The organism is Methylobacterium phyllostachyos (assembly GCF_900103445.1).
Lineage (GTDB): Bacteria > Pseudomonadota > Alphaproteobacteria > Rhizobiales > Beijerinckiaceae > Methylobacterium > Methylobacterium phyllostachyos.
Map to the genome: position 1 here is coordinate 62,522 of NZ_FNHS01000015.1, position 15,209 is coordinate 77,730.

At 69.8% G+C, this 15,209-nt stretch carries 15 protein-coding genes; 5 read left to right on the top strand and 10 right to left on the bottom strand.

The annotated features are described in order from the left end of the window. Positions 1-13: 13 nt before the first annotated feature. The 6 genes from BLQ49_RS22425 to BLQ49_RS22450 form a co-directional block, all read right to left on the bottom strand. Positions 14-439, bottom strand: coding sequence for a type II toxin-antitoxin system VapC family toxin (locus BLQ49_RS22425; protein ID WP_091719877.1), 426 nt, complete (start codon positions 437-439; stop codon positions 14-16). Further along, a complete protein-coding gene (locus BLQ49_RS22430; protein ID WP_091719879.1) occupies positions 433-681 on the bottom strand; it encodes a type II toxin-antitoxin system Phd/YefM family antitoxin in 249 nt (82 codons plus the stop codon). Before BLQ49_RS22430 ends, BLQ49_RS22425 begins: the two co-directional genes overlap by 7 nt. Before the next feature lie 41 nt (positions 682-722). Beyond that, on the bottom strand, positions 723-1,133 hold the full coding sequence (locus BLQ49_RS22435; protein ID WP_091719882.1) for a dihydrofolate reductase: 411 nt from the start codon (positions 1,131-1,133) through the stop codon (positions 723-725). 63 nt (positions 1,134-1,196) lie between these two features. Continuing rightward, a complete protein-coding gene (locus BLQ49_RS22440; protein ID WP_091719885.1) occupies positions 1,197-1,946 on the bottom strand; it encodes an SDR family NAD(P)-dependent oxidoreductase in 750 nt (249 codons plus the stop codon). A gap of 156 nt (positions 1,947-2,102) precedes the next feature. Then, positions 2,103-3,572, bottom strand: coding sequence for an amidophosphoribosyltransferase (gene purF / locus BLQ49_RS22445; RefSeq protein ID WP_091720198.1), 1,470 nt, complete (start codon positions 3,570-3,572; stop codon positions 2,103-2,105). 131 nt (positions 3,573-3,703) lie between these two features. Next, positions 3,704-4,312 carry a CvpA family protein gene (locus tag BLQ49_RS22450; protein ID WP_091719887.1) on the bottom strand — a complete coding sequence of 203 codons (609 nt, stop codon included), beginning with the start codon at positions 4,310-4,312 and terminating at the stop codon, positions 3,704-3,706. A 278-nt stretch (positions 4,313-4,590) separates the two neighbouring features. On the opposite strand from BLQ49_RS22450, the gene alr reads away from it, so the two are divergent. Beyond that, positions 4,591-5,682, top strand: coding sequence for an alanine racemase (alr, locus tag BLQ49_RS22455; protein WP_091719890.1), 1,092 nt, complete (start codon positions 4,591-4,593; stop codon positions 5,680-5,682). 40 nt (positions 5,683-5,722) lie between these two features. Continuing rightward, positions 5,723-7,159, top strand: a complete 1,437-nt coding sequence (radA, locus tag BLQ49_RS22460) for a DNA repair protein RadA (RefSeq protein ID WP_091719892.1) — start codon at positions 5,723-5,725, stop codon at positions 7,157-7,159. 38 nt (positions 7,160-7,197) lie between these two features. Here radA and moaA read toward each other — a convergent pair whose 3' ends face one another. After that, on the bottom strand, positions 7,198-8,250 hold the full coding sequence (gene moaA, locus BLQ49_RS22465) for a GTP 3',8-cyclase MoaA (RefSeq protein WP_091719895.1): 1,053 nt from the start codon (positions 8,248-8,250) through the stop codon (positions 7,198-7,200). A gap of 81 nt (positions 8,251-8,331) precedes the next feature. On the opposite strand from moaA, the gene BLQ49_RS22470 reads away from it, so the two are divergent. Further along, entirely contained in the window at positions 8,332-8,778 is a 447-nt protein-coding gene (locus BLQ49_RS22470) for a gamma-butyrobetaine hydroxylase family protein (RefSeq protein ID WP_091719898.1), read from the top strand. Between the two features lie 27 nt (positions 8,779-8,805). Here the strand turns inward: BLQ49_RS22470 and BLQ49_RS22475 are convergent, their stop codons facing one another. Then, the gene (locus BLQ49_RS22475; protein WP_091719900.1) at positions 8,806-9,975 is read right to left on the bottom strand and encodes a DUF2235 domain-containing protein; all 1,170 of its coding nucleotides are present in this window, start codon (positions 9,973-9,975) and stop codon (positions 8,806-8,808) included. 115 nt (positions 9,976-10,090) lie between these two features. Here BLQ49_RS22475 and BLQ49_RS22480 point away from each other — a divergent pair, with 115 nt between their 5' ends. Further along, positions 10,091-10,411, top strand: a complete 321-nt coding sequence (locus BLQ49_RS22480; protein ID WP_091719903.1) for a cupin domain-containing protein — start codon at positions 10,091-10,093, stop codon at positions 10,409-10,411. A gap of 54 nt (positions 10,412-10,465) precedes the next feature. Here BLQ49_RS22480 and BLQ49_RS22485 read toward each other — a convergent pair whose 3' ends face one another. Next, positions 10,466-11,131, bottom strand: a complete 666-nt coding sequence (locus tag BLQ49_RS22485; RefSeq protein ID WP_091719906.1) for a L,D-transpeptidase — start codon at positions 11,129-11,131, stop codon at positions 10,466-10,468. A gap of 212 nt (positions 11,132-11,343) precedes the next feature. Further along, positions 11,344-13,236: a glucans biosynthesis glucosyltransferase MdoH gene (mdoH, locus tag BLQ49_RS22490; RefSeq protein ID WP_244507723.1), complete on the bottom strand. Its 1,893-nt coding sequence runs from the start codon at positions 13,234-13,236 to the stop codon at positions 11,344-11,346. A gap of 367 nt (positions 13,237-13,603) precedes the next feature. Between mdoH and BLQ49_RS22495 the strand changes: the two genes are divergently transcribed. Next, positions 13,604-15,118, top strand: a complete 1,515-nt coding sequence (locus tag BLQ49_RS22495) for an OpgD/OpgG family glucan biosynthesis protein (RefSeq protein ID WP_091719913.1) — start codon at positions 13,604-13,606, stop codon at positions 15,116-15,118. The last annotated feature ends 91 nt before the right edge of the window (positions 15,119-15,209 follow it).

Below are 15,209 nucleotides of genomic sequence, written 5' to 3' on the forward strand. Positions count from 1 at the left end.
GCTGCGGATGCCGCTATGCGGAATGCACCGGAACGCCAAGGACGCGGGAGACGCTCGCCATCTTGTCGTCGAAGGTGATCAACGTCGCCGAGACGCGCCGGCAGAGAGCGATGTTGAGGGCGTCGGGCGTCCGGAGCGTCAGATCGAGCCGTCGGAGGAACGAAGCGGCGGCGGCAACGTCGGAGGCAGCGAGATCGACACGTTCCGCAACATCGTCGAGCCATTGGTCCAGAGCAGCGAAGGCAGCCCTGGCGTGGTCGCGCCCAATCTCGCCCGTTCGCACCCGCCGCCCCAGGGCCGAGGCGAACTCAGCCGTGGCGAAGTCGCTGACGACAGGGATGGGAGCCAGAGTCCTGAAGAGGGCGTCCGCGCGTGCCGTCAGCGCATCATCCGTCAGCAGCGCGACGAGAACACTGGCGTCGAGATAAGCCCTTACCACTCGTCGTCGCGCAGACGGCTGACGAGTCGCCCGGCATTGTCTCCGGCCGTCGTCATCGGCACCCGGCGAGCCGCCAGCCAATCGAGGTCGGAACCCTGTATCGGGCGTCCATGGGTGCGGATCGGATTAAGCGTCGCCACAGGGCGACCATCGCGGGTGATCACGACGCCTTCGCCCGCAAGCGCGCGATCGATCAGATCGGCAAGGTTCTGCGTCGCGTCCTGAACGCTGTGCTCGCTCATAGGCGGACGATAGGAAACGGACCCAACGCTTGTCCAGCTGTTCAGCCCGCCCGCAGCGCCCCGCCGACAAGCCAAGCGGGATCGAACCAGCGATCGGCCTCGCCGTCATAGGGCAGACGCGTGATGTCCCAGTTCTGGATGTACTTGGCATAGACATTCCACACCGCGATCCCGCCGCCGACGAAGATCCGCCGGCCAGGATAGCGCTTGAGCACCTGCTCCGGGTCCTCGTGGCTGCGGATCACATCGATGGTGCGGTCCTTGAAGGCGAATTCGGGGACCGAGGCCACGGTCTTCGGCCCGGCGATCAGCACGTGGCCCATGGTCAGCGCAAAGAAGCGCGTCACGTCCTCCACGAAGAGCGGGTCGGTGTTGCCCTCCCAGGGCAGGTGCCCGTTCAGGCCGAGCTGGCCCCGCAGGCCGATCGCACAGATGCAGCGGACGTCGATCATCGCAAATCCCAAACTCGGCGGGCTCTGCCCGCCACCCGCCGGGGCCTCAGGCCCCGGACCCCTTTACTCGGGCGCGCGGAAGCGCAGCACCCGGTCGGCGGGGAAATCGTAGAGCGCACCGGTCTCGGTCCAGTCCGGGCTGGCGAGGCGCACGAAGTGGGGCGCCAGCTCCTCCGGGGTCCGGAGCGTCTCGGGATCCTCGCCGGGCATGGCCGAGCGGCGCATGCCGGTCCGCAGGGGGCCCGGGTTGACGAGCATCGCCCGGATGGCCGTGCTCTCGTTCTCGGCCGCGTAGGTGCGCACCAGGGCCTCCAGCGCCGCCTTGGAGACCGAGTAGGGTCCCCAATAGGGCCGGCACTTCGAAGCCGCCCCCGACGAGACGAAGATCGCCCGGCCGGCATCCGACATGCGAAGCAGCGGATCCAGCGAGCGGATCAGGCGCCAGTTGGCCGTGACGTTCACGTCCATTACCTGCCCCCAGATCTTCGGGGTGATGTGGCCGATCGGCATGAGCGCACCGAGGATGCCGGCATTGGCGATCAGGATGTCGAGGCGCTTCCAGCGTTCGTTGATCGCCGCGCCCAGCCGGTCGATCGCCTCGTAATCGACGAGGTCGAACGGCACGAGGGTCGCGCTGGAGCCCGCGGCGCGGATCGCGTCGTCCAACTCCTCCAGGGCGCCGACCGTGCGGGCGACCGCGATGACGTGCGCGCCGGCCCCGGCGAGCGCCAGGGCAGCGGCGCGCCCGATGCCGCGGGATGCGCCGGTGACGACCGCGACGCGGCCTTCCAGGGGTCTCTGAGACTCAGCCATGCGCAGGACCTAGCGCATTCTCACCCGATGGGTCGAGGAATCGGTTTCAAAAGGTCTGTGACCTTTTGCGGGTGCAAGGCGGAGCCCTGCGACAAACACAGGGGCGCTGCCCCTGGACCCCGCCAAAGGGCCCGCCCTTTGGGAACCCGGGACTCGTCAGTCCGCCTCGGCCAGCATGGCGAAGCGCTTCGGGCCGGCAATGGAGAGGTCCGTCAGGCCGGTCGGATACTCGCCCGTGAAGCAATGGTCGGTGTATTGCGGGCAGGCCGCGTTCCGCTCTTCCTCGCCCATGGCCCGGTAGAGGCCGGGGATCGACAGGAAGGCGAGAGAGTCCGCGCCGATATACTTGCGCATGCCCTCAAGGTCGTGGGTCGCGGCGAGCAGCTTCTCGCGCTCCGGCGTGTCGATCCCGTAGAAGTCCGGATAGGTGATCGGCGGCGAGGCGATCCGGAAATGGACCTCCGCGGCGCCGGCCTCGCGCATCATCCGGACAATCTTCACCGAGGTGGTGCCGCGGACCAAGCTGTCGTCCACGAGGACGATGCTCTTGCCCTCGATCGCCGCACGGTTGGCCGAGTGCTTCATCCGCACGCCGAGTTCGCGCACCGACTGGGTCGGCTGGATGAAGGTCCGGCCGACATAGTGGTTGCGGATGATCCCCATCTCGAACGGGATCCCGGTCTCCTGCGCGAAGCCCAGGGCCGCCGGTACGCCCGAATCCGGCACGGGCACCACAATATCGGCAGCCACGCCGGCCTCGCGGGCCAGCTCCCGGCCGATCGCCTTGCGCACCCCGTAGACGCTCTTGCCGTTCACCACGGAATCCGGCCGGGCGAAATAGATGTACTCGAAGATGCAGGGCCGCATCGGCACCGCGTCGGCGAAGCGGATCGACTCGATCCCCTCCTCGGAGATCACCACGATCTCGCCGTTCTCGATGTCGCGCACGAAGCGGGCGCCGATGATGTCGAGCGCGCAGGTCTCCGAGGCCAGCATGTAGCGGCCGTCGAGCTCCCCCAGCACCAGCGGGCGGATGCCCATCGGGTCGCGGGCGCCGATCAGCTTCTTGTTGGTCAGCGCCACGATCGCGTAGGCGCCCTCGATCGCCTGCAGCGCATCGATGAAGCGCTCGATGATCCGCGGCTTCCGGGAGCGGGCCGCGAGGTGCAGGATCACCTCGGTATCAGAGGTCGATTGGGTGATCGCGCCGTCGCGCACGAGGTCGCGGCGGATCGACAGCGCATTGGTCAGGTTGCCGTTATGGGCGACCGCCAGCCCGCCGCTGGCGAGTTCCGCAAACAGCGGCTGCACGTTGCGCAGGATCGTCCCGCCGGTGGTCGAGTAGCGCACGTGGCCGATGGCGGCGCGCCCCTTGAGACGGGCGATGGTCTCGCCGTCCGAGAAGGAATCGCCCACGAGGCCGGGGCGCCGCTCGGAATGGAACACCGTCCCGTCGAAGGAGACGATGCCGGCCGCCTCCTGGCCCCGGTGCTGCAGGGCGTGCAGGCCGAGCGCCACGATGGCCGAGGCCTCCGGATGCCCGAAGATGCCGAAGACGCCGCATTCCTCGCGGAGCGTGTCGCCGTCGAGATTGAAATCGGCGCTGGGATTGGTGGCGTGTGACATGAGGCGGTCGATCACTCACGAGTCCCGGCGGCGACGGGCCGGCGCGCCGGTCGTCGCGGATACAATCCGTTCGCTACCGGACCCGCTATCTAGGCGTTCCACGCGACGGAACCTACGGCGAATACCGCAGATCAGCGTCGCGTCGGGGTCGGCGCGGTCTCGGTGCGGCGCTGCGGCGCCGGGTCGGTCTCGGCGGGGGCGTCGGCCGCCTCGTTGGGCGGCGTGACGGTCTTCGGCTTCTTGAACTGCTTCAGGAAACCTTCCGGATTCTCGGGCAGCTGCGCCACCAGGGCGTCGCCGGATTTCTCCAGCATCGGGCGTGAGCGCGCCTGCGCGGCCCAGTCCGGCACCTTGCCCTGGACCAGCCAGGACAGGAACACCCAGCCGATCACGCAGATCAGGAAGCCGCGGGCCGCCCCGAACAGGAAGCCGAGCGACCGGTCGACCGCGCCGATGCGCGAATCAAGCACGACGTCCGAGATCTTCACCGTGATGATCGAGACGATGATCAGCGTGCCGAGGAAGATCGCCGCGATGGAGGCGACCAGCGCCACGGTATCGCTGTTCACGTGCTGCTTCACGGTGGGAAGGAGCATCGGATAGAGCGTCCAGGCGACGGCGGCCGCCGCCACCCAGGCGACGATCGCCAGCACCTCGCGCGTGACGCCGCGCACGGCCGCGAGCAGCGCGGAGACCGCGACGATGCCGAGCACGACGAGATCCAGAACGGTAAACGGCATCGTTATGCTTTTGGTACCCGAGGGGATGGCGCGTCGGCCGTGCGGCTCCCCCGGACCGCGGCGGATTTATACCAAGCCCGACCTCGGCCGTCACCCTGGGGCACGGTCCTCGGCCGGACCCTGTGCCGTCCATGCATCAGCGGCCAACTTCAAGGCTGGTCAATCCTGCGTGCAAACCAGCCAACAGGTGGCCCGGCTCCACGGAGAACCCGCCCCGGTGGTATGGGTCCGGCCTGTGCTTCCGGAATCCCGGCGGCAGGCGGAAGGAGGCGGTCGGCGTGGTCGAGGCCGGACCAGTGACGGAGATCGGCGCCCACGGGGCCCGTCTGACGATCGATCTCGGCGCGATCGCCGCCAACTGGCGGACTCTGGGCGATCGGGGCGGCGCGCCCTGCGCCGCCGTGGTGAAGGCGGATGCTTATGGCTGCGGGGTTAGCCGCGTCGGGCCGGCCCTGTGGGTGGCCGGGTGCCGGACCTTCTTCGTCGCGCACCTGTCAGAAGGAATCGCGGCCCGTGCCGCCCTGCCCGAGGCCGATATCTACATCCTGAACGGTCTGCCCCCGGGCGCCGCCGAAGCCTTCGCGGCGCACGCGCTTCGCCCGGTGCTCGGCAGCGTCGAAGAGGTGTCGGAATGGGCGACTCTCTCGGCGGGCCGCCTGCCGGCGGCGCTCCATGTCGATACCGGCATGAACCGCTTGGGGTTGCCCGTGCCGGAGGCGCTCGGTCTCGCAGGCGACGCGCGGATCGCCGCGGCCGGCATCGACCTGCTTCTCAGCCACTTCGTCAGCGCCGAGACGCCGGAGGATCCGGTCAATGCACGGCAGATCGCCGAGTTCGCCCGCGTCCGGGCGGCCTATCCGGGCCTCCGGGCGTCGCTCGCGAACTCGTCGGGTATCTTCCTCATCGGCGCTCAACACGACCTCCTGCGGCCGGGCTACGCCCTGTTCGGCGGCAATCCGACGCCGGGATCCGCCAACCCGATGCGCCCGGTGGTGCGGCTGGAGGCGCTGATCGCGCAGGTCCGCGAGGTCGAGGCCGGAGCGACCGTCGGCTATAACGGCCGCTGGACCGCCCCCCGGCCGAGCCGGCTCGCCACGCTCTCCCTCGGCTACGCCGACGGGTTCCCGCGGGCGATCAGCGGACGGGGCCAAGCGCTCGTCGGCGGCGTGCCCTGCCCGATCCTAGGCCTCGTCTCGATGGACCTGATCATCCTCGACGTGACCGACGCGCCAGCGGCCCGGCGGGGGGCTACGGCGGTGCTGATCGGCGGCGGCCTCGACATCGATACGGTCGGCCGCTCCGCCGGCACGATCGGCTACGAGATCCTGACCGGGCTGGGTTCTCGTTATGTTCGAACTTATGTAAACTGAATCGATTCCCCCTGAACCGCCAATCGGCGCCCGGACCTGTATGGCAAAGATCCATCAGACCTTCGTCTGCCAGTCCTGCGGGGCGGTCTACAACCGCTGGCGCGGGCGCTGCGAGGCCTGCAACGGCTGGAACACGATCGTCGAGGAGGCGCCCTCCGCCCCCGGCCAGTCGGGGCCTGCCGCGACGCGGCCGTCGCGCAACCGCGGCCGGGTCTTCCCGCTCGAAGGTCTCACCGGCGAGGCCAAGGAGGCGCCGCGCATCCCCTCGGGGATCGGCGAGCTCGACCGGGTGACCGGCGGCGGCTTCGTGCGCGGCTCGGTGATCCTGCTCGGCGGCGATCCCGGCATCGGCAAGTCGACCCTGCTGATGCAGGCTTCCGCCGCCATGGCGGGGACGGGCGAGCGGGTCGCCTATATCTCGGGCGAGGAGGCGGTGGGGCAGGTGCGCCTGCGGGCCGAGCGGCTGGGCCTAAGCGACCGCCCGGTGCAGCTCGCCGCCGAGACCAATGTCGAGGACATCGTCGAGACCCTGAGCCAGGGCCGCCCGCCGGCGCTCGCCATCATCGACTCGATCCAGACCATGTGGACCGAGACGGTGGAATCGGCCCCCGGCACGGTCACGCAGGTGCGCTCCTCGGCCCAGGCCCTGATCCGCTTCGCCAAGACCACCGGCACGGCGGTGATTCTGGTGGGCCACGTCACCAAGGACGGGCAGATCGCCGGCCCCCGGGTGGTGGAGCACATGGTCGACGCGGTCGCCTCGTTCGAGGGCGACCAGGGCCACCATTTCCGGATCCTGCGCGCCGTGAAGAACCGGTTCGGGCCGACCGACGAGATCGGCGTGTTCGAGATGACCGATGCGGGCCTCAGCGAGGTGCCGAACCCCTCGGCCCTGTTCCTGGCGGGGCGCGACCAGCAGGCGGCGGGCACCGCGGTCTTCGCCGGCATGGAGGGCACCCGGCCGCTGCTCGTCGAGATCCAGGCCCTGGTGGCGCCCTCTTCGCTCGGCATGCCGCGCCGCGCGGTGGTGGGCTGGGACCCAAACCGGCTGTCGATGGTGCTGGCCGTGCTGGAGGCCCATGGCGGCATCCGCCTCGGGAGCCACGACGTCTATCTGAATGTCGCCGGCGGCCTGCGCATCACCGAGCCGGCGGCGGATCTGGCGGTGGCGGCCGCCCTGGTCTCCTCGCTCTCGGGGGCGGTGCTGCCGCCCGAGACGGTCTATTTTGGCGAGATCGGCCTGTCGGGGGCGATCCGGCCCGTCGCGCAGGCCGGCTCCCGGCTGAAGGAGGCCCAGAAACTCGGCTTCGCGAAGGCGCTGATCCCGCAGGGCCGCGGCGAGGGCGAGAAGGCGCTGTCCGTCGAGACGCTGCGCCACATCGCCGATCTGGTGGCGGGGATCAGCGCGGGGGCGCCGCGCCGGGGCTCGGGGCAGCGCGGGCGGCAACAGTCGCGCTACGCCGACGAGGAGGTGTGAGCACGCCGTCTTTGCGAGCGTGAGCGAAGACGGGATCGCTACCCGCCCGTCACGCTCATATGCCGCGGCACAGCGGCCGGGCGCTGGCGCTCGATGACGAAATCGTGGCCCTTGGGCTTACGGGTGATCGCCTCGACGACCGCCTGCGCCAGCACCGCGTCATCCTGGGAGGCGCGCAGGACCGCGCGCAGGTCCGCCGAATCCTCCTGGCCCAGGCACATGTAGAGCTGGCCCGTGCAGGTCAGGCGCACCCGGTTGCAGCTCTCGCAGAAATTATGGGTCAGCGGCGTGATGAAGCCGAGCTTCCCGCCCGTTTCCTCGACGCGCACGTAACGCGCGGGGCCGCCGGTGCGGTCAGGGAGCGGCGTGAGGGTGTAGCGGGTCTCCAGGCGCTGCCGAGCGACTGACAGGGGCAGGAACTGGTCGGTCCGGTCCGCCTCGATCTCGCCGAGCGGCATGACCTCGATCAGCGTCATGTCCATGCCGAGGCCGTGGGCCCAGGCGATCATGTCGGGGATCTCGTCGGCGTTGACGTCGCGGAGCGCCACCGCGTTGATCTTCACCTTCATGCCGGCGGCCCGAGCCGCCGCAATCCCGTCGAGCACCACCTTGAGGTCGCCCCGGCGGGTGATCTCACGAAACTTCTGCGGGTCGAGCGTGTCCAGCGAGACGTTGATCCGGCGCACGCCGAGGCTCGCCAGCTCGTCGGCGTAGCGGGTGAGCTGCGTACCATTGGTCGTCAGCGTCAGCTCCTCCAGCGCCCCCGAATCGAGGTGGCGGGAGAGGCGACGGAACAGGTGCATGATGTCCCGGCGCACCAGCGGCTCGCCGCCGGTGATCCGGAGCTTGCGCACGCCCCGGGCGATGAACACCCCGCAGAGGCGATCCAGCTCCTCCAGGGTGAGCAGATCGCGCTTGGGCAGGAACTCCATGTGCTCGGACATGCAGTAGGCACAGCGCAGGTCGCAGCGATCCGTCACCGAGATGCGCAGGTACGAGATCGCCCGCTGGAACGGGTCGATCAACGGGGCGGGCGCCGTGGGCGCACCGGCCGCGATCGTCTGCGGCGTCAGGGAGCTGTCATCGAGCATCGTCCGGCATATGATGCGCCAAACGGTTGCGGGCAAGCAGGCCGGCGGCCGCAGTCCCGGATTGCGTAAGGAGTGTGACCCGTGAGCGAGGATCTGTGGCCGACCGAAATCCGCCTGTCGGCGGACAAGCGGAGTCTCAACGTCGCCTTCGAGGATGGAGCGCGCTACGCCCTGCCGGCCGAATACCTGCGGGTGTCGAGCCCGTCCGCCGAGGTGCAGGGACACTCGCCGCTGGAGCGCAAGGTGATCGGCGGCAAAAGGTCCGTGGCCATCCTGGCGGTGGAGCCGGTGGGCAATTACGCGGTCAAGCTCGGCTTCGACGACATGCACGATACCGGCATCTACGGCTGGGGCTACCTGCATACGCTCGGCCGCGAGTACGAGAGCCGCTGGCAGACCTATCTCAGCGAACTCGCCGAGCGCGGCCTCGACCGTGACACGGCGCGCCACGCCACCGCCAAGGGTCCGGCCAAGAGTCCGGCCAAGAGCGGCGGAGGATGTGGCTCGGGCTCGTGCGGCTGCCATTGACGCGTCCGCCGCTGCGACGAACCCCGGTCAGATGTTGAGCTTGCGCATGAGGGGATCGGTCGCCTGCGGCGTCGGCCGGCTGGTCCCACCGGTATGGGTCGGATCGGCCTGCGGCCAGCGCAGCCCCTTCTCCAGATCGCCGAGGTCCTGAACCGGTGTCGCCGCGGTGATCCCGTCCGGCATGGATTTTGGTTGGTAAGGGCCTTCCTTCAGCTGCCCCCCGCCGGAGAATCGTGTTGCGACGCTCTCATGAATCGTCTCGAACGTGTCGGAGCCCGCGCAGATATTCCGGTTCGTCCTGTCGAGAAATGCGAAGACGCCGCTCACGGAGTCGTAGATCCGACCGAGCCCCCAGGTGGCGCGCCGGTCTTGGCGATCCCGCAGGTGCAGGTCGTTGATCGCCAGCATCGGGGCGACGCGGTCGACCATCCAGGCGAGCGCCACGTCCGAGAGGCCATGCTCATCGTAGCCGCCGCCGACATTGGAATGGGCGCCCGCGAACCAGACCTGTTCCAGCCGTTGCTCGGCGGGTGCGCCGGGCAGTTTCTGCCACAGGGTCGGCACGAATTCTTTCCGGTGCTCGTCGATGGCGAGGGCGTGGAACGCGTTCTCGATGCGAACGCCCAGGTTCGTATCCTGGAACTGATAGAACTTCGCCAGGAGTGCATTGAGATAGCCCGGGTTCCCCAACGACCCGACCGTGTCCCAGACACCGATGCACTTGATCGGCACATCCTTGTACCGATCGGGAAAATAGGTCCGCGCATCCCGGGCGTTCGGCTCCCCGCGCAGCTTGAAGCCTTCCCAGAGCAGCGCGAAATCGTCCATGTCGGTCTTGTGCAGGATCCCCGCCCAGTTGATCAGGCCGGCGACGCTGCGGGCGGTGTAGGCGCCGCGCGAGAATCCGAAAAAGAACAGCTCATCGCCTTGACAATAATTGTTGGCGATGAAGGCGTACGCATCGCGGACGTTGCGCGACAATCCAAGTCCCGTCGCCCCGCCGACCACGTGCATCAAGGCATCGCCGCCCGACCCGACGCCCGAATGATAATAGACGATCTGCTTCGTGCCGGGCTTGATGGTGTCGTCCTCGGCTTTGATCGCCCGCGCGATCCGCACGACATTGGTGAAACCGTCACCGGAATCGGCGTCGTTCCAGGTTCCGTCACAACAGACGATCAACCGCTTCATAGCCATCGAACCCCTCCCGTGTTGGGGTCAATGCTATGTTCGTTGATCATTAATCGCCAAGACAATTGTTTTCGTTCAACGCCGCCGTAGGGCGGCGTCGGCTCCGAAAGACGAGATCGACATGGCCTTCGCCTGCACCATCCCCGCGACGCCCACCGTCCAGCAGGACGACGCCACAATCCGCATCACCCGCTGGGACTTCCCGCCGGGCGCAGTGACCGGCTGGCATGAGCACGGCTGGCCGTATTTCGTGGTGATGCTGGTGGACGGCATCCTGCGCGTGCACGACGGCGCGGCGGTCAGCGAGACGGCGCTCGCGGCGGGCCAATCCTACATGCGCCCGGCCGGCATCCGGCACGACGTGATGAACGGGTCCGAGCACCCGATCGCCTTCATCGAGATCGAGGTGAAGCGCCCGGACGCGCTGGTGACGCTGCCCTGAAACGCGAAAGGGCCGACCTGACGGCCGGCCCTCCCAAAAAGTCTCGAAGCAAAATCAGCGCTGGACGACGACCTTCGTGCCGACCTTGGCGCGGGTGTAGAGGTCCATGACGTCGTCGTTGGTCATGCGGATGCAGCCCGAGGAGACGGCGGTGCCGATGGTCTCCGGCTCGTTCGAGCCGTGGATCCGGTAGATCGAGCCGCCGAGATACATGGCGCGGGCGCCGAGCGGGTTCTCGATGCCGCCCTTCATGTAGCGCGGCAGGTCGGGCCGGCGCTTCAGCATGGTGGACGGCGGGCGCCAATCCGGCCACTCGCGCTTCATCGTGATGGTCTGCACGCCGCCCCAGGTGAAGCCCGGACGGCCGACGCCGACGCCGTAGCGCAGGGCCTGCCCGCCGCCCATCACGTAGTAGAGCCGCCGCTCGGCGGTGGAGACCACGATCGTACCGGCGCCATACGGGCCGTTATAGGCCACGATCTCCCGCGGGATCGCCGACATCTGCGGAACGGCCGCGTCGGCGTTCAGCGGGTCGGCGGTGTTGAGGGCGGCGTTGGCCACCGGCACCGCGACGGTCTCCACGGCTTGCGGACGCACGCGCACGGCGAGCGCATCGGTCAGCGGCTGGCGAGTCAGCGGGTCGATCTCGTAGGCGAGGGCCGGCGCGGCGCAGGCGGCCACGCCGAAAAACCCGATCAGGGCGGGAAGAAAACGACGCATCAAAGCCTCTCAGGGCAGGCGCGGACTCTGGCGGGAACGCGGCGAAGACCGCGGCACGATGCCGTGCCGATCCTCGCCAAGGGGTAAACGCTCACGCTCCAAAGCCAAGTCTGAAACCGGCTCACAAAGCCGGATCCGACCGCCCGTGACGCGATGGCAACACTGTGGCAGCTTAGCCGTGACGCCGGGACTGGCGGGCGCCGCGTCGTCGTTCAGGCCTCGTCGGCGGCGAGCCAGATGGCGGGTTCCAGCGGCACCGGGCGGACCGGGGCATGAACCGTCCCATGGGGTGCGGGCAGGCCGCGGATCTGCGCCAGCTCGGCGAGTTCCGGCGCCTGCGCGGTGTCGTCGGCGTTCAGGAACAGGCCGCGGGCCCGGGCGAGGCGGCCGAGATCGGCCCGGCTGGTCCAGACGCTCTGGGCCGGGCTGGTGAGGAGCGCGAGCGCCAGCGGCGCCAGCCAGAGGGCGAGCCACGCATTGCCGACCAGGACCAGCGCGAGGGCGATCAGCCCGCCCACTACCACGGCGTCGGCCTGGAGCCGGAACGCCTCGCCCCAAGAGACCTGCCGGTCGTCGCGATCCTGCGTCTCCCAGCGCACCACCCGTCCGAAGAAGGTCGCCACCACGGCTCCGGCGGTGAACAGGGTGAGGACCGGCCAGAGGATCACCCAAATCGCCTGTTCCAGGGCGGCGCTGGCGAGGAGCGAACGCGACCCGCCGAAGGAGGTGCGCCGCTCCGGGGAGGCCAGGACGTAGCCGAGGCTCAGGAGCTTCGGCAGGGCCAGCACGGTGACGCTGAGGGCGGCGAGCGCGTGGGCCGCCAGGCCGTGCCCGGTCAGCCCGTAGGCCAGGAGGCCGAGATCCCCGGTCCGGGCCGCCTGCCACGCGGCGGCGCCGATGAAGGCGATCCAGAGCGGCAGCACCCCGTAGGAGAGGATGCCGACCAGCAGATGCCAGCGGCTCGCGGCGTGCAGGCCCGCCCAGGGCAGGACTTGCAGGTGCTGGAGGTTGCCCTGGCACCAGCGGCGCTCGCGGCCGAGGAGATCGACCAGATTGGTGGGCATCTCCTCCCAGGTGCCGCCCAGCTCCGGCAGCAGCCGCACCTCCCAGCCGGCGCGCACCATCAGCGCGCCCTCGACGATGTCGTGGCAGAGGATCTCGCCGCCGAGCGGCTCCCGGCCCGGCAGCCGGGGGAGCTGCGCGTGCTCGGTGAAGGCCTCGACCCGCAGGATCGCGTTGTGGCCCCAGTAGCTGCCCTCCGGCCCCTGCCAGGTCTCCAGGCAGCGCAAAGCCAGAGGCGCGTAGAGCCGCACGGCGAATTGCTGGATGCGGGCGAACAACGTGTCCCGGCCCGCCGCGTACGAGACGGTCTGGATCAGGCCGGTGCGGGGGCTCTCGTGCATCAGGCGCGCCAGGCGGCCCATGGCGGCGCCGGTCATGAGGCTGTCGGCGTCGAGGACGATCATGAAGGCGTACTCGCCGCCATAGGTCCGGCAGAACTCGCCGATATTGCCGGCCTTGCGGCCGACATTCTCGGTCCGACGCCGGTAGCGGATCCGCGGCAGGGCCGGATCGGCCGACGCCCAGGCCTGGATCCGCGCGTATTCATGCTCCTCCACGGCGGCGATCGCGCCGTCGCGGGTATCGGACAGGACGAAGATGTCGATGTCCTCGGTCCCGGCCTCGGCGAGCGAGCGGGCCATCACCCGCAGGCGGGCAAAGACCGCCACGGCATCCTCGGCGTGGATCGCCACCACGGCGGCGGTGCGTCCGGCTCCGGCGGGGACGGCCTCGGCCGTCTCCATCGCGGATCGGCGTTCCAGCACCGACTTCGCCCGGTCGCCCAGCAGGGTGGCGACCAGCCCGTAGGCGTATTGGCAGGCGGTGAAGGCCTGCCAGCCCATCACGAGGCTGAACAGCCCGAGCACGGTCCAGGCGAGCGGGCTGACGCCCGCGGGGTAGGCAAGGGCCGCGAGCCACGCGAGACCGCCGGCCGTAGCGAGGGTCGGCACCGCCAAGGCGAGGCGCCGGGCGCGCAGGACCCGCGCCGCGCGCCGGCCGGTCCACACCTCGCGGACGCTGGCCGGTTCCGACGGATCGGGCATGGCCGGACACGCGTTCCGATGCGACTGATCGGCGGCGGAGGTGACGCGTGACGGCGTGGTGCGAGGGAACATGGCGCGAGGAACTCGACCGTGGAAGGCTGCCGGCCGCCCCGCCGCCTGAGACCGGGAGCCGATGACCGTGGACACCGATATGCGGGGCAAAGACACGGAGCCGACCCGGCTGGATGAGCAGCCGGATGCCGAACGGATCGATCCCCCCTCCCGGCGCCGCGTTCTTCGAACTGTCCTGACCGCGGCTGCCGGCACGGTTCTACCTAGCGTAGCCGAGCTGAATGGGTCCAGAACGTGGGCAAGCCCGGCGCTTCCGTCGCAGGGCATCCCTTCGGCGGGCGGGTCTGAGGGCCGGATGACCTTCGAGGCGCTCTCCGAGGCGGCCGCCCGCCGGGCCACCGCGCCTTACGCGGCCCCGCCGGACGATCTGCCGGCCGCCCTCACCGGGCTCGATTACGACGGCTACCGGGCCATCACGTTCCGCGCCGCCGAGAGCCTACGCCTCGGCCCGCTGTTCAGCGCACAGCTCTTCCACCGCGGGTTTCTGCAGCGCAAGCGCGTGGACCTCTACCTTCAGCCGCTCGACGGGCCCGCCCGCCCGATCCCCTACGAGAGCCGGCTGTTCGATCTCGGGCCCCGGCTCGCTGGCCAGAGCTTCGCGCGGGATCTCGGCTTCGCGGGCTTCCGCCTGCACTACGCCTTCCCCGATACGCCCGCCTGGCGGCCGAAGGGGTTCCAGGAGGAGTTCCTAGTGTTCCTCGGCGCCTCGTATTTCCGGCTGCGGGCGGCCCATCAGGAATACGGGCTCTCGGCGCGGGGCCTCGCCATCGGCACGGGCGCAGCCGAAGGGGAAGAGTTTCCGGATTTCGTCGCCCACTGGCTCTGCGAGCCCGAGCCCGGGGCACATACCCTGACGGTGCTCTCGCTCCTCGACAGCCCGAGCGTGGCCGGCGCCTACCAATTCGCGATCAGCCCCGGGGACCCGGCCCGGATCGCGGTCACCGCCGCACTTCATCCGCGGGTGCCGATCGGCCGGCTGGGGCTCGCGCCGCTGACCAGCATGTTCCTGTTTGGCGAGAACGGGCCCGGCGCCCGGGGGGCCAAGCCGTTCGACGATTTCCGCCCGCAGGTCCACGATTCCGACGGGCTCTGCGTCGCCTCGGGCAGCGATCCGGCGCATCGCGACCGGCTCTGGCGGCCGCTGGTCAACGGACGCAGGCAGCCGCAGATCTCGGCCTTCGCGGCGAAGCCCCTAGCGGGCTTCGGGCTGCTGCAGCGGGAGCGAAAGTTTGCCGCCTATCTCGACGTGGAGGCGCGCCAGGAGGCGCGGCCCGGCCTGTGGGTGAGCCCGGATCCCGCCGGGGGCGCCTTCGCGCCGGGCGCGGTGCAGCTCTACGAGATCCCCTCGGGCGAGGAGTACATGGACAACATCGTGGCGGCCTTCGTGCCGGCCGCGCCGGCGCAGCCAGGCACGGCGCTGCACCTTGCCTACGGGCTGACCACCGTGGGGGCCGAGCCCGTGGCGGCGATCCCCGAGGCATCGCTCGCCCGGGTGACCTCGACGCGATTCGGCTCGGCGGAGCGCCTGCGGCCCATGACGCCGCCGCGTCCGGAGCGGCGGCTCTGCGTGATCGATTTCGAGGGGCCGAGCCTGCCGAAGGGGATGGACGATGCGGTGACCGCGGAAGTCTCGGCCAGCGCCGGCACGCTGCACGACCCGGTCTCGAATTTCGTGCCGCAGACCGGCGGCTGGCGGATCTACGTGGAGTGGCGCCCGCCGGAGCCGATGCCGGCCGGCGACGTGGTGCTGCGCGCCCGCCTCGTCCGCGGCGGGGTGCCGCTCAGCGAGACCTGGGACGCGGCCGTGTAGCGGACGTCATCGCGAGCGTCGCGAAGCGACCCAGGGCTGCGCGACATCTCCGAAGGTGGCGCGGCGACTTGGGTTGCTTCGCTGCGCTCGC